The following is a 19,052-nucleotide window of genomic DNA, read 5'->3' as shown; positions in this document are numbered from 1 at the left end:
GGATAAGCTACATTAAATTAGCTACTTTTTCAAATCTTCTTTATCTTTGAATTGAACAGATACCAGAGTATTAAAAAGTTTAGATTTCCAGATATGGAAAAGGCTAGCGCCAACCCGCGGACGCCCCAATGAAAAACAAAAGAGAAGACTAGGCTAAGAATTATATTTAGAGATATGGTAATAATCGCTGCGATTACGGGGGTGCGAGTATTCTGGATTGCATAGAATGCCCGCGACAGAATCGGCACTAAGCTTTGGGCAACGACTCCAATCATAAATATACTCAGCACGAATGCCGTCTCTCTGATGTTGACTCCGCCGAATGAGCCAGTACCAAAGAGCAATTTTATGATCGGATAGCTCAACGCGGCCATCAGGACGGCCAGCATCGAAACGATATAAAACGTTTTCTTTAGTGTGTCTCTGAGCTTATACGTAAAATCTCTCTTTTCTTGGCCAGAAGCATGAGAAGACAACGCCGGGAAAACGGCTGTGGCCATCGAAATACCTATGACCGATATCGGGACAAATTGAAGATTATTAGCTAGGTTCAAAATCGTAATACTACCCGCGGTCATGGTCGTAGCGATCGCATTAGTGATCACGGCGTCTAGGCTATAGGCGCCAAGGCCAATCGTGCGTGGCAACATTAATCTGAATATTTTTCTCAACCCTTCATCGGCCCAGTCAAAAATAAGTCTAAATCTAAATCCAACATGGATAGCCGACGGCAATTGCACCGATAGATGTAGTGTCGCACCCAAGATCACCCCAAAGCCAAGACCGTAAACCTCGTTAATCCCACGGCTGGCGAGCATGGGCACAAAAAATATCGCGCCGACGATAATGCCCAAGTTATAGAATACTGGCGCAAGAGCATAGGCCCAGAATCTTTCCAGAGCCTGGAGTACTGATCCCACGACCGTGCTTATAGAGAATATTATCGGACTCAACAGCATCAATCGCGTAAGAAGCATAGCCAGCTCTCGATCAGCGCCAGCAAAACCAGGCATCAATATTGAGGATAAGGGCCTGATAAATACGAACACCAGGCAACAGAATACAACAACAAGGCAAGCTATTGCCGACAGAAAGTTCTGAGCCAATCGCCAAGCCCTGATCTTGTCGAGCCTATAGCTTTCGATAAATACTGGTATAAAAGCTGACGAAACGGCACCTAAAACTATTAGATTAAAAATGAAATCTGGAATTTTAAAAGCACTGTAGTAAATATCAAGTGATCGCGAAGCGCCAAAATCTGCCGCCAAGATGCGATCCCTCAAAAGTCCGACCAACCTTGAGGCCAAGCTAAAAAAAGCCAGAATTGCTCCGGCTTGATATATCTTACCCGTAGAACCCTTAAATATAGCAGTTAGCCTATTCAAAATTCACTTTAATTGATAGGTCATTTTCCAGTTCACCGTTTAGAATATATTTATCGCCAACCTTATTCAATACCGGTTGCGATCCCACCACCTTAGCTCCTTCAGATCTATCCAAGGAGAACTCAAAACTATCAACTTTTAAGCCAGGCTGCTTCTGAATGAATGTTTCGTAGCCCTTGGCGCCTGCCTTTCTCGGTACAGAGTACTCAATATTTATTGTCTCGGTTTTTTGAGGATCAATGATCATCCAAAAAGCAAAAACTGTTTTACCCGCTTCTTTGGATATAGTTACGCCTTTCTCTTGATCCAAATACTGAGAAGATTCCAAAGCGAACAGATCGTCATCTCTCTTAAATTGTGCCTTTGAATAATCGACTAAGGGCTTAAAATCCGGCAGCTTGTTCCCAGATATACTAATCAGCTCAGAACCCTCCGGCACTAAGACTCTGACATATGCTGGATTTTGCTTATTATAGAAACCAAATTCGCTCTTTCCGCCGTTATGAGTTCTGGCTATTGTTAGCATGTGCGTAGAGACATCTTCGGCTAGCTTCGTATTCAGCTTGATAGACGTATCGGTTACAGCATCAGTCTTCGATCCTTTTACGTTGGTGAAGTTAACCATCAAGTAGTCTCCCTCGACTTTTTTGATTTGCCCGCTGAAACCCTTGTCAAAAGCGAATGACTGAAGACTTAGACCCTTGAAATACATGAGGATATCTTTTTTCTCCATGCTCGATACAAAAGTATCGAAAATATTTAACCACTCCTCCTTGTCGGATAAATATATTTTAGCTAGAAGACGAGGGGCCATATCCATTAATATCTTCTTGGGCTGCGCCCTATTCTCGCCATATTCAACTTCACTCTGGATTGCAGTCGCAAAATTCTTACTATCGATCTTCATGTTGTATTCAGGCATATCGATTGGGCCAACGATCTCAAGTATCTTCGATATTATATTGGGGCTAATCGTGATTACTCCATCTACATCTAGCCCATTACTTTCTTTTTTATAAAACCACGCAACTTTTTTAGCCGAAGTTGGAAAATCTACAAACCAGTTAGCATCACGCATACCCCAAGTCGGAGTTATGTGCTGCATCTGTGCTGGGGGTATAATATTTTCCTTCAGCTGACCATCTAAATTGTATACGTCATCCACTATAAACTGCTTCAATGATCCGTCCTGGAACGTAACCGTGGCGTAACTGCCCGGGAAACCACCAGTAGCTCTTAACTCGGCCGGGTTCTGGAATAACAACAGATATCTTTTTATGCCTTTGAGCCCAACTAATTCTTCTAGGAAAGCGGCATAGTCAACGCTATTGCTAATTAGATTGTTGAACAACGGCAGCTCAGACTTCATGCTAATAAACACAGTCCTTTTTTCTTCTGGCAAAGCGCTGGGATCTACATCTGCCAATAGAACTTCAGCCTTCTTTAAATTAGCGGCCGAGACGGCTAGGCCGTTCTTGAGTGAGCCAAGCATCTTCCCGATTGAACCTCCACCCTGAGTAGTCGGGTTCAGAATAAGGCCAGTCTGGGAGATAACCTCCATGGCCTTAGACATAGCCTTGCCCGAATCTGCGATTAATTTGCCGGCTTCAATCAAATTATTTGCCGATTTAATTTTCTCAGCACCCGGTAAATCGGCTATAAGAGAACCAAGACTCGCACCCATGAAATTTAGACCCTCACCAGCCTTAGTAAATTCTTCATAAGCATCCGCGAAGCTGTCAGAGGCGCCCAGGAAATCCATGCTTGCAATTTTATCCTTGGCATCTTCTAAGTTCTTAACCGCCGCATTGCCCTCACTAATAATTTCATTCTTAAGATTAAAACCGTGCCTAGCGACAAAAAAGATGACTACGGCTATCCCCATTATGATCAGGAGATTCTTCCATGATAGAATCCTACCAAAGGAAATAAATCTGCTCCTCGATGGTCTTGTGTAATCAATTTTAGTCCTACTATTTTGTAAGTTTTCTAGCCACAAATCTATTTCGGCTTTTCTNNAAGTCAGAATTTCTACTGACTGGCTTCGAAATTTCGTTTATGATCCTCTCTTGCTCAAGGATTTCTCTTGGAGTTTCTGTGCTTGTATTTAGAAGGTTTTGTATTGGCCTAAGTCGAGGCTTAGAGATTAAATCATTGCCGTGGACAATGCCACCAATGCTAGCCAGGGTCACTATTGGTTCCATCTCATCGTTTATAGTTCTCTCTAAATCAGATGCGAATCGAACACGCTTGGGGTCCAAGCTATCATGTCTTGGAATATTTTTTTTAATTACACGCACAGTCACCCTACCAGCAGCTCCGCCATCCCATTCGCGAATGAAAAATCCATTTTCTAGGGAATTCTTTTTTAAATGCAAAACTGGCCCAATCTGGGACATTTTGGATAAATCAACGCGGCCAGTATTATCGACTGGTTTTACGTCAAACATCGCCCCAATTACTTTATTCTTTTCTAGGGGCATACATAGTCATTATACAACTAAATTGAGTAATTTATGCGTGGATAATTATATCTAGCGTTTCTTCGGCAGCTTTTTGCCAAGTGAACTGAGCGGCACGCTTAGCCCCTAGCTCAACAAGGCTAGCTCTCAGCTCACGATCTACTAAAACTTGCCGTACACTAAAGGCAACCTCATCTACGCTTCTAGGATCGACCATTATACTGGCATCGCCCGCTACTTCTGGTAACGACGAGTTATTGGAGACGACAACAGGGGTTCCGCAACGCATCGCTTCAAGCGGCGGAAAGCCAAAGCCTTCGAATAAAGATGGATACACAAAAACAGATGCTAAGCTATAATAGAAACTCCTGTCATCGTCCACTACGTGTCCGGTAAGCACTATTTGGCTTTTATATGGCGAAGCCGCAACTTCTTTGAAAATCGATTGAGATAACCAGCCCCTTGTCCCAGCGATGACAAGATTCAGATCTTCGAAACCCGTCTGTAATTTAAGCATATTAAAAGCCCTGATTAAGGCCACAACATTTTTCCTCGGTTCAAGTTTCCCCAAAAATAGAATAAATTTTTCCGGTAATCCCTTATTAAGCCTAAATTTCTCTAGATTCTCATCGGTGGGCCTAGCGATATTGTCCGAAATCCCAGAATGCACGACATTTATCCTGGCGGGATCAATGTCGTATTTACTAGCTAAGTCGTCTTTAGTAGATTTGGATACAGCGATAATCTTATCTGACGATTTAAACTGTTTAGATGGCGACATTTCAATTCTATGCCATATATTCTGCCTAGCCGAAAAATATTCTGGGAAAGATGCGAATGACAGATCATGGATAGTCGTAACCCTCTTGCATCCTTTAGATAACGGGGCAAGGAAAAAATGAGGCGAAAAGAATACGTCCGCTCCATCCATAAGCTCATCCATAAATGGCCAGTTAAAGACTCTAGCAGAACCGAAAAGTAGATTATTTGGAATTTTGTAGTCTACAAGATCTACGTTCGGAAGATTAAGCCACGAATAATCTCCTATGTGATCGCGGAATGAGCTATAGAATAATTTAAACTTAATACTCGTATCGATAAAGAGCATGTGCGAAAGCAGATTCTCGGTATATTCTTCGATACCACTTTTACGCTTATTGGCCAGCATACGAATGTCTATTCCAATCGTCATATGCCTAACTTATGTAAAACATTTTTCCTGAAGATACCAGTATCGAATTCTTCTGCCCTAGATCGACATACCGCTGGATCAAATCTCATGTCATTAAATTTACGAATTGAATCTATAATAGATTCTTCGCTCTGCTCGTCAAAGAATACGCCCGTCTTGTCGCCAATAACAGTCTCAACAGCCCCGCCGCCTCTGAAAGCAACGACTGGGCGACCAGAAGCCATAGACTCCAAGGGGACAATGCCGAAATCTTCCTCTTGCGGAAATACTAAGGCCCTAGCTTCGGAATAATATTTGGCCAGAATCTCGTCCGACACAAGACCAAGAAACTCAACATTCTTTTTGGAAATTTTTTTCAGTTTGTTCATCTCGGGACCAATCCCAATTACCTTTAGCGGCAAACCGAGCTTATTAAAGGCACGCACGGCAAGATCAAATCTTTTATATGAAACGAGCCTGCCGACCATAAGGAAATAATCTCCGACTTCATTCGAAATATTAAATTTAGACACATTAACCGGCGGATATATTAGTTCGGAGTCCCTATTGTAATATTTCCTGACCCTATCCTTTACGAATTTAGATATTGACCAAAAATCATCTACCCTACACGACGCTTCCTTGTCCCAGATTCTCAAATAAGTTATGAATGGCGGAATAATTCTTTTAATAAAAGATGGGTACCCAAATTCTTCCATGAATTTTTGGCTATTATCCCACAGAAATCTTGGAGGCGTCAGGCACAAGCAGATATGTCGAGTCGCTGGCTTAGTTATAATGCCCTTAGCAAATGACGCAGATATCGAGATGACAACATCAAACTGCGAAAAATCAAACTGCTCGATGCCCAAAGGCATCAGCAACGGGAATAAGTGGTGATGCTTCTTGGCAAAAGGAAAATTCTGGAGGAAAGATGTCCTGACTACTTTGCCATCGAATATGCCCCCCGTCGCCTCACGATCATACATTAACGTATAGATTGGCGCGTTAGGAAATATGGAACACAAAACCTGAAGCATTCTTTCGGCTCCACCAAACTGATTGAGATATTCATGTACAAAAGCTATTTTCATCCAGCTAGAAGTTATCAGCCCCACAATTTTAATTATACGACCCCGCAGACACATTAGGACGACTTCTAACAAGACTCGTCTTATGCCGCCGATCTATCTTTAAAAACTTTGAAAATCGTCTTAATCGCTATCTTTAGGTCTAGTAACAATGACCAATTCTCAATATAAAAACTATCAAGCGCCACTTCACGATCAAACGGCAAATCGGAACTGCCAGAAACTTGAGCTAAACCCGTTGCTCCGGCCTTTATCGCCAGAACCTTTCTATGCCTTTTCTCATACTTAGCTATCTCGTCTGGTTGATGTGGCCTAGGACCAACAAGGCTAATATCGCCTTTCAATATATTCCAGAACTGTGGCAATTCGTCTATCCTGTATTTTCTAATAAAACGACCGACACTAGTCACTCTTGGATCTTCTTTTATTTTAAACAGCGGCCCATCGCTTCTCTCGTTAAATTGCTGGAGGTATGGCTTTAATTCTTCAGCGTTATTCACCATAGATCTGAGCTTGTATAAATCGAAGCTTTTATTCTTACTTATTCTCTTAAGCTTCACAAATACGGGGCCCTCGGTACCCCATTTAATAGCAAAAGCAAATACGCCTAAAACTGGAGATAGCAATATTAAGCCAAGCACGCCGGAGACTATATCTAAAGACCTCTTGGCTACCTTGCCCCAGCCATCCATCGGTGTTCTCTTTAGCTCTATGATGGGATATTTATCTATGATATCGATGCTAAAATTTGAAGTTAAAGTTTGATATAAATTGGGGACAAATTTGAAAACCAGATGATTCTCGTGGCAAAAATCAACTAGCTCAGCTATCCTTTCTGTCGGATAGTTAGAATCGGCTAGAATAATCTCCTCTAATCCCCTATGCATATAATCGCTGACTTCTAGGATCTCTGGGCTAGCTAGCTGACCGATTATCCTGTACCCACAAGCCGGGTCACTCCTTATATTCTGTCCGATATTATTAGCCACTTCGTCGCTTCCAACTATTAACACCCTGTGAGTGCCGAATCCATACTTCGAAACTGAATATCTTTGTATTAGCCTAATGATTAGCCGCCCGATAAAAACGAAAATGATAGCTAGAAACCAATAGCCCATAACCAGGAATCTGGAATTAAAAAGCTCCTGCCTCAAGAAGATGGCAACTATAACCGCCATAATTCCAGCTGAAGAAGCTATGGCAATTTTCGAAAGCTCTTCCGCCTTACCCATTTTTATCTTCATTGAGTAAAGGCCAGACATCGCATAAGCCGCTAGAAACAGGATTGATACGAATAAGACTAGATATATATACTGAGAAAGAGGTAGATTGAAAGTAAAAAGAACCGGCCTGAAAGCAGATAAGATTCTAGTTCTTAAAACATACGTGGCCACGCCAGCACCTACGAGCATCAAGAAATCAGCCGGTAGGCGCGTTACGTTAAAAAATAGATCTGATTTTTTCATGGTTTATGGCCCAAAATTACCACAATCGGTCTTTTATTTCAATTTAAGGTTTTGGTTACTAAAAATCCGCCTCTGGCGGATTTTTAGGTGTCCCCGTAAACAGTAAGCCGAGTTCTGTCGAGAGCAATCATTTATCTGGGCTCATTGTTACCAATAAGCTCGAGCGATCTAACTTTTCGAATCCGGCTCCAGCGGTTGCCGAAGCCGGAAACGCTGATCTTGCACCCCAGTAAGGATTTAGCCGTTTCACCCTTGATCTTATTCACCCGAATCAAGGCTAGACATTAGTTTCTGACAATTTGGCAAAAACTTGGGTTTAATCTTCCGCCCCTTTCGAGGCAAGACGTCTCTGCTCGCACCTCTACTATTACTAGCGACGGGCGTTACCCGCTACCGTTTTATCCGCTCGCTTACGCTCGCGGAGTAGTGCTCGGACTTTCCTCCCCTATCTTGCGATAAGAGCGATTGCTTAGTTTACGAGGACATACATATTATAGCACACTTTTTCGGATGAAAAAAGAGGGCTTTCGCCCTCAGAATTGATACTTTACTTGGAATGAACAACAGCTGCCGGACCGCCCCGAAGAGCGTCAGCCGCCAAACGAGCTTCCCTAGCCTTTAATCTGTCAGAAGCATTAAACAACATCACCCTGTCGGTGGTCATCTTTTCTCTCTTCAGTTTACAATCGAAACACACTATGGCTCCCGCTAATTCGGCCAATGCCTCAATCTCGCTTCTTAACTGATTGAGCTTCTCGCGCGTCTCGGAAATAACATCGCCAGCTAGTAGCTGATCAAGCTCTTCTTTCATTTTATTAAGAGCGGCGATTCTTTCGCTTATCTCCTTGCTGATAACCGTAGTCTTCGCAACTGCGGTTTCAACTTCGATCTTGTCACCAACTTCAGCCATCAATTTCGTAACATTTTCGCTCGTCGGAGGCGTTTTGTCGATGACGAGCAAGCCGATTGGAGCTTCTCGAATGAACTTCGCCACGAATGATCTATTCCTCTTGTCAATACTTGAGCTCGCTACAGACACCAATCCCTTCCCCATCATCCTAACCACGACCTTATACACCGACTGAGTCGAAACATCGAATAGGTTCTGCTTAAGAAGCTCCCTATTGGCCAAACCAGTTAGCTCGGCGATGGTGAATTTCGATTCCGGCAATAGATTTTTCAAAAAACCGTAAAGTCCATCAGGTCCCAGATCTTTTCTTTTACCCGTCTGCATTTGAGCCACCTCCAAGATTGAGACACTGTCCAACATTCTACGCTAAATTCCTTATACGTCAAGAGGCAGCCATCAGGCCGCCTCTTGACTCAACTTGTCTTCGAATTATATTGCCAATTTATTGTCCTCGCGATCCAGAACCCGGTTGACCAGTCTATCGGCCTCTGTATTTTTCTCTCTGAAAACATGCCTGAATGTCACTTTACCAAAATCGATTTTCAGATTCCAGATTTCCAAGAAATATTCTTTTATGCTCTCGTCCTTAATTTTGTACTCGCCGTTCATCTGCTTGACTATCAGCTCACTATCGAGAAAGCATTCGACGGTTACATCCTTGCACTTATCAGATCCGACCAACTGCTTTACCTTCTTCAACGCAAATATTAGCGCCTGATATTCGGCCTGATTATTAGTAGCACGCCCAAGATACTCTCCATATTCCTTTTTCCCAGTAAGCGGGCCATCAATAACCACGCCAATCGCCGCCTCGCCAGGATTCCCTCTCGACCCACCATCTGTGTGTATAATAATTTTATCCATATATCTTTTTATTCATTAATATATTCCCACGGAAATCTTTCGCCTAACTCAAAAGTAAAACCAGCAGAAGCCCTATGCCCACCGCCGCCATATTTGGCAGCCATAGCAGATACATCAACGGTACCATCCGATCTTAGAGAGACATAGCGCCTATGTCTTTTCTCGTGCCAAATTAGAGCCATCGGCGGTAGAATTTCTGCCAATCTCGCGCCAATCCTCGAATGATATACATGCGCATTGACGACATAAGTCTTAATGCCCTCAAAGATTGCAAGCTGAGCATTGTTACTCACGGCTCTATCTACTTGTTTATTTTCGTACTCTAATAAAAGTTTGCCTTTTTCTATAAATCCAGCGACCTTTTTATCGTCTTCAAAGTCTTCGATTAATTTCGAATAGATATCGAAATTGAAATCATATAAATCAAGGAAGGAGACTATGGCATCAGTTCCGATCAATCTGAACCTCCAGAGATCGAAATCCTCCACTCTAGATAAAAGTTTTGGCACCGGTTTCTCAGGATGGAAGTACTGCCAAGCCAACACACAACCTGAATGTTCTAAGTCAAAAGAATAATCTTGAGTCATTGGTACAGAATCTTTTCTACTAACATGATGATCAATCGATGTCAGCCTTATATTATTGGCCATTAGCACCACATTCTCTTCCGCCAAAAAGCCGACATCAATAGTGTAGATTTCCTTATCATTTACTAGGGGAGCTTTAGCATTGGGCTCTATGCCGACATACTCAGCGGTATCGCCAAATTTCATCCAAGCCGCCCAGGCTCCACAAAATCCGTCAGTACAATCCTTGTGATAAAAAACTATAATTTTCTTATTATCACCAATCGCCCTATCGATATCTCTATTTTCTTTGAATTTAGTCATTATTTATTTAAGGCCACAATCCCCGGAAGAACATTACCAGCCAGAAATTCTAACATGGCACCCCCACCGGTTGATATAAATTTATATTTATCAAATAAACCATATTTATCAACGGCCGAGATCGTATCTCCGCCGCCAACTATCGTTTCACTAATGGTAGCCACCGCTTCGGCGATTCTTCTCGTTCCTTCGCTGAACCTGTCGTCCTCGAACATGCCCACCGGACCATTCCAAATGATCATTTTTGCGCTCTTAATAATGGAAGTGAACTCTTCGATCGTCTTCGGACCTATGTCCAAAATTTTCTTATCACTTATTACAAAATCCCTAGGTACTAGTATCTTGGGATCATTCAAGTCCACGCCGATAAATAATTTGGCAACATCGGCATCAACCTTCGACTCGCCCACCTCGAATCCCTTGGCTTTTAGATAATCGTTGGCGATTACTCCACCAATTAATATCCTGTCAGAGCGCCTGAGAAAGGCTTTTATCACCGGTATTTTTGATTCAGCCTTGGCTCCGCCCATGATAATTACCTTCCCGGACGTTGGCGCATCGAGAGATTCTCTCAAGCTCAATATTTCTTTCTCTAGCTGAAAACCAGCAAACGATGGCAAAAATTTAGTTATCGCAGATATCGAGGCCTGATTCCTATGACAGACAGCAAAGGCATTGTTGATATATATATCGAAACCGAGCCCTAATCTTTTGGCAAAATCTTCGGAGTTCTCTCTTTCGCCTTCAAACTTTCTGATGTTCTCCAGCAGTCCTACCGGCAAAGCACTATCACGAAGAAAGCTCTTAATGGCAGCTAAATCTTTAATTAAAACAATCTTACGTCCAAGTATTGTTTCGATCTGCCCGATCAATGTTCCAAATGAATCAATATCTGAGATATGACCAGCCATCACCACCTTGCCACCGTTATTTACGATGTAATCAATGGTCTCTTTTTGTTTCTCCATTCTAAAACTCTCAGATATCTGGCCGGCCACAACGGCCACGTCTAGATCCGCCCTAACCAGGATCCTCTTGCCCCTAATATTTCCGATCTCTTTTATGGTTTTCATTATTGCATCGCAAATAATTTGTTGAGTATACCAGAGAACTCTTCCTTCTGAGTACTCGCCCTACCGATGAGCACGCCAGCTATATTCTCTTTACTGATAAATTCTACGACATTATCTGACGATACTGAGCCACCATACAGAACCATCACGTCATCTTCTAAGTCCCAATCAGCTCGAATGTAATCTCTGATAATTTGAATCTTATTCGAGGCATCTATGGGATTATCGGCTTGGGCATCGGGATTTCCGCTTATAGCCCAGACTGGCTCATAGACGATGATACAATTTTGCACCTGATCTGGAGTTAGTCCAGCAAAGGTTTTATTTATTTGATTTTTTATAAAATCTTCGGCATCGACACCCTTGTCTTTTTCGCCAATGCATACTATCGGCGTCAACTCCTTCTCGAGCGATCTTTTTATCTTGGAATTAATCGATACGCTAGTCTCTCCGTCGCCGACAGTCGGCCACCGCTTACTCGAATGCCCCAAGATCACGTATTGCAGCCCAGCTGGATAATCGTCCAATAAATCTTGAACTCCTAAAAATGCTGAATTCTCAAGATGAGATTTTTGGAGCAGCTCTGAGGTCGAAACAATCAAGCTCTCATCGGGACAGAAAACTAGAGAAAGCTCTCCGTTCTCGCCTCGAGATTCAAGCAAGTCGTTAACGGCGTCCAATATTTCTTGGGCTTGGGCCTGATTCGCAATGTAATTTTTCCAGTTAGATACTATTAACTTTTCTTTGTTCATATTTTTTATATAAAAACCACGATAACAAGATTGCTGACACCCCAACAATCGCATAATCAGCTTTGTGGAAATACGCTCTTAGTATATTCCAGTTGGCACCAGCCTTGAAGCCAACATAGGCAAGCAGTAAATTCCACGGGAACGCTCCAGCTAAAGTGTAGGCAGAGAACTTGCCAAAATCCATCCTAGCCATGCCCGCCGGTAAAGAAATAAAAGTTCTGACTATGGGCAGTAATCTTCCCCAAAATGCCACCTTAGCGCCGTGACGATAGAACCATTTGTCGCCAACCTCCAAATCGTGGCGCGATATTAATAAAAACTTGCCATATCTTTCCAGCAACCAGCGGCCCCCGCTTTTGCCGATCAGAAAGAGGATGACTGAGCCGAAATAATTAGCCAGAGTAGCGATGACTACTACGGCCAAGAAAGAGAATCTACCGGAATAGGCCAGGAACCCAGAGAAAGGCAAAACAACTTCAGACGGTACCGGGATACCAGCGCTCTCAACCAACGACAAGATAAAAACTCCGACATAGCCGGTTTTATCTATAAAAGCCAAGGCCCATGAGCTAACTACGGAAATAATATTTGAAATCATTTTATATTTGAGTTTCTCTTAGCAGCTTAGCGGCGTCGTCTGGATCTATCACATTAACGTATACACTTATGCCCAATTCTAAGGCTCCAACTTTAGTCATCCTAGGAAGAATTTCCACGTGCCATTTATAATAATCGTAATTAACTCCGTTCTCTTTAGTGACCGGGGCCGTATGAATGACAATATTATAATCCGGATTGTCTAGGGCCTTGGCGAGCTTAGCCATAACGATATTGATCATCTCCGCCAATTGCGGAAGATCAGATTCTAAGATATCGCCAAAACTAGAGCTGTCGAATTTAGGGAATATCTTAATCTCGTAAGCTTCCTTAGATACAAATGGACATAGAGCGATGAACCTCTCGTTCTCAACTATAATTCTCTTGGCCTCGCTCTTCTCCCAGTCGATTATCTCATTATAAATTTTCTTGCCATGATTTTTGAAGTATTCATCGGCGCCTCGCATACTCTTTCTAACTTCAGTCGGAAGAACTGGCAGTGAAAAAATTTGTGAATGATTATGATAGATCGTAGCGCCAGCACCCAAGCCGTGATTATGGATTATCTGGATATAATCACCACAATCATCTCTGGCAATCTCGTTGTAGCGAATCTTATAAGCTTCGAGCACTTCTACAGTTTCTTGGGTCGTAAAATTATGGAAACTTTTATCGTGATCTTTGGTGATCACTAATTCGTGGAAACCGTGAGCCTCATACGTGTTAAATGGGCCATACTTAGACATCGGTCCACATAACCCTGGAGTTAGGGCTGGATTTTTATTCACCAACACCTGAGTCGTCCAATCGATTCCAGCTTTATATTCCACGACTTCACCCCTATTAATAATCAGCATCGGCTCCTCATTCCCGGATTTTTGTGGATCTTCGAAGGGACAGCCCTCGATCAACTTATTCATTTGTTCCCCGCCACTCTTAAAATGACCCTTGGCCCTTGAAGTTGCAATCAAAACCCATTCTCCCGTTATCGGATCCTGCCTGAATTGATTCATTATTTGTATTTACCAGTTATTAAATTGAATCGCACCGACATAGTTTCCACTAGAACCTGAACATACGCCTTTAAGCCTACATGCGAGTTTGGATCATTCTTCCATATGACTGGAACCTCTTTTATTTTGTGGCCGAATTTCCTGGCCAACGCCAAGACTTCAACATCGAAGCCCCAACCAGCGATTGTAATTCTTGGGAATATGTCTTGGGCCGCCTTGGCCGTAAATATCTTGAATCCACGCTGAGTATCATGAATGCCGGGAACAGCCATAATCTGTATGAATATATTGCCCATCTTGCCAGCAACCCTTCGCCACATAGGCTCGCTTCCTGCTGCTACCTTGTGACCTTTGGCCGCAATCGAACCGATGACAACCCCATATCCATTCTCAAAATATGGCATCATCTTCTCTATGTGATCAATCGATGTCGAGTTGTCAGCATCAGTAAATAGTCTGCAGTCTCCATCAGCATGCAGCATACCTTCTTTAACCGCAAAGCCCTTGCCTCCGACAAGACGCTCGATCAGCTTTAAAGTTGAGATCTTTGGCAGCAAAGACTTCACTAGCTCAAGAGTCTTGTCTTTAGAGCCATTAACGACTACGATTATTTCGTGATCAATCTTCTTATCCTCTAGATATCCATTTATAGTATCGACTGTGCCGACTATATTCTTCTCTTCGTTATGGGCCGGTATTATAACTGATAATTTCATATTTTTCCCTTAATCTTTACTAATTATAACCATATAAAAGCTTTAAAATCAAAATAATTGCACACCAATAAAAATTGACAGGTGGCGTGATAACAAATATTTTTAATGCAATGATTAAGCCAACCATCGAAAAAATTAAGATCGGCTCCAAGGATTATCCGCCGCTACTGGCCCACATACCCGATCCACCGAAAGTTTTATATTGTCGTGGCAACAAGACGTTGCTGAAGACGGACTGCTTTAGTGTGGTCGGCACCAGAAAATTAACTCCATACGGTCGCGAAGCGGCCGAGTTTTTTGTCCGAACTTTGTCTCAGAACAGTTTCACTATAGTTAGTGGGCTTGCCCTAGGGATAGACGCCATAGCCCACAAAACCACGTTAGATGTCCACGGAAAAACCATAGCCGTTCTAGGCTCAAGCATCGAAGATAGGTACATCAGCCCAACCACGAACTTCAGACTCGCCATAGACATACTAAATAATGATGGCTTGATTATTAGTGAATATGAGAGTAATATTGCCGCTGCTGACTTCACTTTCCCACGTAGAAATCGGATCGTTAGCGGTTTGTCGCTAGGCGTATTGGTTATCGAAGGGAACGAGAGAAGTGGCACTCTAATCACGGCAAGACTGGCAGCGGAGCAAAGCAGAGATGTATTCGCTATCCCAGGTAATATATTCTCCCCCAAATCTGCCGGACCAAACAGTCTAATTCAGAAAGGTGCTAAGTTGGTCGTTCATCCCGACGACATCTTAGAAGAATATCAGAACTTAAAAATATGCCTTGATAAGACCAAGATAACTGGTCGCAATCCCTTAGAAAATATAATAATAGAGATGCTTAATATCAACAGCCCCCTCTCAATTGATGCTATTATAGATGAGACGGGGAAAGAAGCTCAGAAAATTGTGGCTACTATGTCCTTAATGGAGATGGACGGCCTGATAAAAGAAGTCGGTCCTGGTAAGTATAAAATAAACACCAAATGAATTTAGTCATAGTTGAGTCGCCAACTAAAGCCAAAACCATATCCCGTTTCCTTGGCGGAGATTTTATCGTTAAATCTTCCTACGGCCACGTTAGAGATCTGCCCAAGGGAGATCTTGGGATTGACCTAGAGAACGATTTTGAGCCTAAATACGTTATCCCGACTAAGGCCAGAAAGAACGTAAGCGAGCTGAAAAAACTAGCCGAGAAAGCTGATGAGATTATTCTGGCTACTGACGAAGACCGCGAAGGAGAAGCAATATCCTGGCACTTAGTAGAAGCACTAGGGATCAAGAAGCTCAAAAAAGCTGATAAGGACTTAAAAATCCAAAGAATAGTTTTCCATGAAATTACTAAACGTGCGATCGAAGAGGCGTTAAAGAATCCTCGAGAAATCGATCAGAATTTAGTAGATGCCCAACAGGCCCGAAGGATTCTCGATCGTATCGTTGGATACAAGCTATCTCCGTTCCTTTGGAAGAAAGTTGCTCGAGGGCTATCGGCCGGTCGCGTACAATCAGTCGCTGTTCGTCTTGTTGTCGAACGAGAAAGAGAGATAGAGAAGTTCAAAGCCGAAGAATATTGGGATATAACCGCAAAGTTAAAATCAGACAGCCAAGAGTTCGATGCCACTCTAAACAAAATTGATGGCAAGACGGTAGATAAATTCGAAATCAAAAACGAAACAGAAGCAAAGAGAATATTATCCGACTTAGACGGAAAGAAATATGTCATAGACGCGATAGAGAAGAACGAAACCACCCGAGCGCCGATGGCGCCGTTTACAACTAGCACTCTCCAACAAGATGCCGCCAGGAAGTTGCACTTCTCGGCAAAGCAAACCATGATGATCGCCCAAAAACTCTATGAGGGCATAGAACTTGGCGGAGATGGTTCGGTCGGATTAATAACTTACATGCGAACAGACTCTGTTAATCTATCCGAGGAATCACTCACCGGAGCTCAGGAATATATAACGAAGACTTTAGGCGAACAATATTACGAAAGAAAAACATATCAAACTAAATCCAAATCAGCCCAGGAAGCCCACGAGGCTGTTAGACCAACCGAACCAAATCGATCACCAGAATCAATAAAGGATCATCTGTCCGCTCAAGAATATAAATTATACAACTTGATATGGCGCAGATTTATCGCATCTCAAATGCCTAAGGCCGTTTTCGACGCCACGGCCATCGATATAAAAGCGGACAAATACAATTTTCGCTCAAATGGGTCTACTATAAAATTTGATGGATTCCTTAAAATTTATCCCATAAAGATCGCGGAGAATACTCTCCCCGTAGTCAAGGACGGCCAAGAAGTGGATCTGATCAATTTGACTCCGGAGCAACACTTTACCAAGCCACCAGCACGATACAACGAAGCCTCCCTAATCAAAACCCTCGAGAAAGAAGGCATCGGCAGACCGTCAACGTACGCTCCGACCATATCCACGATCATCGCCAGAAATTATGTTAACAAGGATCCTAATCGATATTTCCATCCAACCGAGATCGGCACCCTAGTTAACGATGTTCTAGTCGCGCACTTCCCAGAGATAGTCGATATGCACTTTACTTCAAAGATGGAAGACAATTTAGACAGTATCGCCAATGGCGACATTAAGTGGGTGCCAACTCTACGAGAATTTTACGATCCTTTTGCTAAGAATTTAAAAGATAAATATGAAGAAGTGACCAAAGAAGAAGTGACCAATATCGAAGATGCTGGCGTAGATTGCGATAAATGCGGCAGTAAGATGATTTACAAAATGGGTCGTTTCGGTCGCTTTGTCGCTTGCTCCAACTTCCCAGCTTGTAAAAATATCCTGAAAGAGAAAAAAGACAAAGAACCAGAAGAGAAGACGGGCGAAGTATGCGATAAATGCAGTAGCGAGATGGTCTTCAGAAAGGGTCGTTTCGGTAAATTCATAGCCTGTTCAAATTATCCTAAATGTAAGAACACCAAGAAAATAATGCGCAATCCAGCATTAGAGAAAGCTGATAAAGCCGCCGAGAAAGAAGATAAAGACAAAGCCTGGGAGGCTCCAGATGAAAAAGAAGATTAAAACATAAGACCGCCAAAAGGCGGTCTTATGTTTTAATCGGCCTCTTTAAAAGAATCGGCAATATTGCCACGCAAGCCCGATAATAATACAATTCTGATATCTTTACACCCCGATGATCGATACCCTTCAAAAACTCATATCTAATCCCAAATACAGCGAAGAAGAGAAGGCTATGGTACTCCAAGCTTTTGAATATGCTCAAAAAGCGCACTTTGGCCAAAAAAGGAAATCAGGAGAAGATTACATTACTCACCCGCTACGAGTAGCGGAAATATTATCCGAATGGAATCTAGATGCTCCCACGATAATTGCAGCCCTACTTCATGACGTTGCCGAAGATACGGATTTCACAATTGAAAAAATTAAAAAGGATTTCGGCAAAGAGATTGCCACCCTGGTTGAAGGAGTGACCAAGCTTAGAAAAATCGTTAGGACTGGCGACCTCGAAGATCCCACTCATGCGGCCTCACTCAAAAAAATGTTCTTCGCTATGGCCGAGGATATTCGCGTTATAATTATCAAACTTGCCGACCGGCTACACAATATCAGCACTATGGAATTTATGGCTCCAGAGGATCAGCAAAGGATCTCCATGGAAACTTTAGAAATATATGCTCCTATCGCCGAGAGACTCGGGATGGGAAATCTCAAGGGAGACCTGGAGGATCTGGCATTTAAATATGCTCAACCCGAAGAATACAATTGGTTAATTAGGCAAATTCAGGATAAGCGCACTAATCGTAAAAAATATATCGACGAGATAATGCCAGAAGTGAAAAAACGAGTTCTCCTGGCTGGCATCAAAGTAATAAACATCGACTCCAGAGTGAAGCATCTATATAGCCTCTACCGCAAACTTCTGAAATACGATAAAGACCCCAATCGCGTATACGATCTTGTGGCCATGCGCATTATTGTTCCAGATATTAAGTCCTGCTACGAAACAATGGGCATAGTACACAAGCACTATAAGCCACTCCCCGGCCTGATCAAAGATTACATCTCATTCCCGAAGCCAACAGGATATCAGTCCCTACATACAACAGTATTCTGTGAAGGCGGTAAGCTAGTAGAAATTCAAATTCGTACACCAGAAATGCATGACTACGCCGACAAAGGTATCGCCGCACACTGGCTCTACAGCGAAAGCGGGAAAAAAGATGTGTTTAAAACTAACCCTAAAGAAGTCCAATGGATTATAGAGTTAAGGAACTTCCTAAGAGGTGTTATGACCGGAGAGACACTCGATCAGGTGAAATCAGATTTCCTTAAGTCGCGTATTTTCGTCTTTACCCCTCAGGGTCAGATTAAAGATCTGCCCCGAGGAGCCACACCTATTGATTTTGCCTATTCGGTTCATGCCGGATTAGGAAACCGCGTGAAAGGCGCTCGCGTCAACGATAAAATGGTACCCATAGATTACGAACTGAGAAACGGTGAAGTTGTCGACATCATAAGAGGCAAGAACCCTAAGCCGTCTAGGGATTGGCTAAGATTCGTAAAAACAAATGAAGCCAAGAGAAAAATAAGAAGTTGGTTTAGGAATAATGACGAAGACAAGGACCTCGGCAAGAAGGATAAAATAAAATAATGGCCACGCT

General features: G+C 42.7%; 17 protein-coding genes and 1 other RNA gene. 3 read left to right on the top strand and 15 right to left on the bottom strand.

Annotated features, from left to right (window positions below; translation table 11 throughout):
* Positions 1–29 precede the first annotated feature (29 nt).
* The 15 genes from mviN to DEG18_00020 form a co-directional block, all read right to left on the bottom strand.
* Positions 30–1,388: a murein biosynthesis integral membrane protein MurJ gene (mviN, locus tag DEG18_00090; GenBank protein HBX58001.1), complete on the bottom strand. Its 1,359-nt coding sequence runs from the start codon at positions 1,386–1,388 to the stop codon at positions 30–32.
* Positions 1,378–3,270, bottom strand: coding sequence for a hypothetical protein (locus tag DEG18_00085; protein ID HBX58000.1), 1,893 nt, complete (start codon positions 3,268–3,270; stop codon positions 1,378–1,380). The genes mviN and DEG18_00085 overlap by 11 nt, the downstream gene beginning before the upstream one ends.
* Positions 3,271–3,358: 88 nt before the next feature.
* Complete coding sequence (locus tag DEG18_00080) at positions 3,359–3,868, bottom strand: hypothetical protein (GenBank protein HBX57999.1); 510 nt, start codon at positions 3,866–3,868, stop codon at positions 3,359–3,361.
* A gap of 31 nt (positions 3,869–3,899) precedes the next feature.
* On the bottom strand, positions 3,900–5,039 hold the full coding sequence (locus tag DEG18_00075) for a glycosyltransferase family 1 protein (protein HBX57998.1): 1,140 nt from the start codon (positions 5,037–5,039) through the stop codon (positions 3,900–3,902).
* Complete coding sequence (locus tag DEG18_00070) at positions 5,036–6,166, bottom strand: glycosyltransferase family 4 protein (protein ID HBX57997.1); 1,131 nt, start codon at positions 6,164–6,166, stop codon at positions 5,036–5,038. Before DEG18_00070 ends, DEG18_00075 begins: the two co-directional genes overlap by 4 nt.
* 26 nt (positions 6,167–6,192) lie before the next feature.
* Complete coding sequence (locus DEG18_00065) at positions 6,193–7,575, bottom strand: hypothetical protein (GenBank protein ID HBX57996.1); 1,383 nt, start codon at positions 7,573–7,575, stop codon at positions 6,193–6,195.
* Between the two features lie 88 nt (positions 7,576–7,663).
* An RNA gene (gene rnpB, locus DEG18_00060) (RNase P RNA component class A) lies at positions 7,664–8,056 on the bottom strand.
* A 66-nt stretch (positions 8,057–8,122) separates the two neighbouring features.
* The gene (locus DEG18_00055; protein ID HBX57995.1) at positions 8,123–8,845 is read right to left on the bottom strand and encodes a hypothetical protein; all 723 of its coding nucleotides are present in this window, start codon (positions 8,843–8,845) and stop codon (positions 8,123–8,125) included.
* A gap of 69 nt (positions 8,846–8,914) precedes the next feature.
* Entirely contained in the window at positions 8,915–9,349 is a 435-nt protein-coding gene (locus DEG18_00050) for a hypothetical protein (GenBank protein HBX57994.1), read from the bottom strand.
* An 8-nt stretch (positions 9,350–9,357) separates the two neighbouring features.
* Positions 9,358–10,239 carry a hypothetical protein gene (locus DEG18_00045; GenBank protein HBX57993.1) on the bottom strand — a complete coding sequence of 294 codons (882 nt, stop codon included), beginning with the start codon at positions 10,237–10,239 and terminating at the stop codon, positions 9,358–9,360.
* Entirely contained in the window at positions 10,239–11,312 is a 1,074-nt protein-coding gene (gene pgk, locus DEG18_00040; GenBank protein HBX57992.1) for a phosphoglycerate kinase, read from the bottom strand. Before pgk ends, DEG18_00045 begins: the two co-directional genes overlap by 1 nt.
* Positions 11,312–12,118, bottom strand: coding sequence for a hypothetical protein (locus DEG18_00035; protein HBX57991.1), 807 nt, complete (start codon positions 12,116–12,118; stop codon positions 11,312–11,314). Before DEG18_00035 ends, pgk begins: the two co-directional genes overlap by 1 nt.
* Complete coding sequence (locus tag DEG18_00030) at positions 12,036–12,662, bottom strand: alkaline phosphatase (protein ID HBX57990.1); 627 nt, start codon at positions 12,660–12,662, stop codon at positions 12,036–12,038. The genes DEG18_00035 and DEG18_00030 overlap by 83 nt, the downstream gene beginning before the upstream one ends.
* 1 nt (position 12,663) lies before the next feature.
* Positions 12,664–13,674 (bottom strand): hypothetical protein, encoded by a 1,011-nt coding sequence (locus DEG18_00025; GenBank protein HBX57989.1) that lies wholly within the window; start codon positions 13,672–13,674, stop codon positions 12,664–12,666.
* A complete protein-coding gene (locus DEG18_00020; GenBank protein HBX57988.1) occupies positions 13,674–14,390 on the bottom strand; it encodes a hypothetical protein in 717 nt (238 codons plus the stop codon). Before DEG18_00020 ends, DEG18_00025 begins: the two co-directional genes overlap by 1 nt.
* A gap of 110 nt (positions 14,391–14,500) precedes the next feature.
* On the opposite strand from DEG18_00020, the gene dprA reads away from it, so the two are divergent.
* From dprA to DEG18_00005, 3 genes are all read left to right on the top strand, one after another.
* Positions 14,501–15,382: a DNA-protecting protein DprA gene (dprA, locus tag DEG18_00015; GenBank protein HBX57987.1), complete on the top strand. Its 882-nt coding sequence runs from the start codon at positions 14,501–14,503 to the stop codon at positions 15,380–15,382.
* A complete protein-coding gene (locus tag DEG18_00010; protein ID HBX57986.1) occupies positions 15,379–17,451 on the top strand; it encodes a type I DNA topoisomerase in 2,073 nt (690 codons plus the stop codon). Before dprA ends, DEG18_00010 begins: the two co-directional genes overlap by 4 nt.
* A 112-nt stretch (positions 17,452–17,563) precedes the next feature.
* Positions 17,564–19,042, top strand: coding sequence for a hypothetical protein (locus tag DEG18_00005; protein HBX57985.1), 1,479 nt, complete (start codon positions 17,564–17,566; stop codon positions 19,040–19,042).
* Positions 19,043–19,052: the final 10 nt, after the last annotated feature.

The organism is Candidatus Yanofskybacteria bacterium (genome assembly GCA_003514055.1).
In the GTDB taxonomy this organism is placed as follows: domain Bacteria; phylum Patescibacteriota; class Minisyncoccia; order 2-02-FULL-40-12; family GWA2-44-9; genus UBA12115.
The sequence above is the reverse complement of the archived record's forward strand: the minus strand, read 5'-3'. Positions and strand labels throughout refer to the sequence as shown.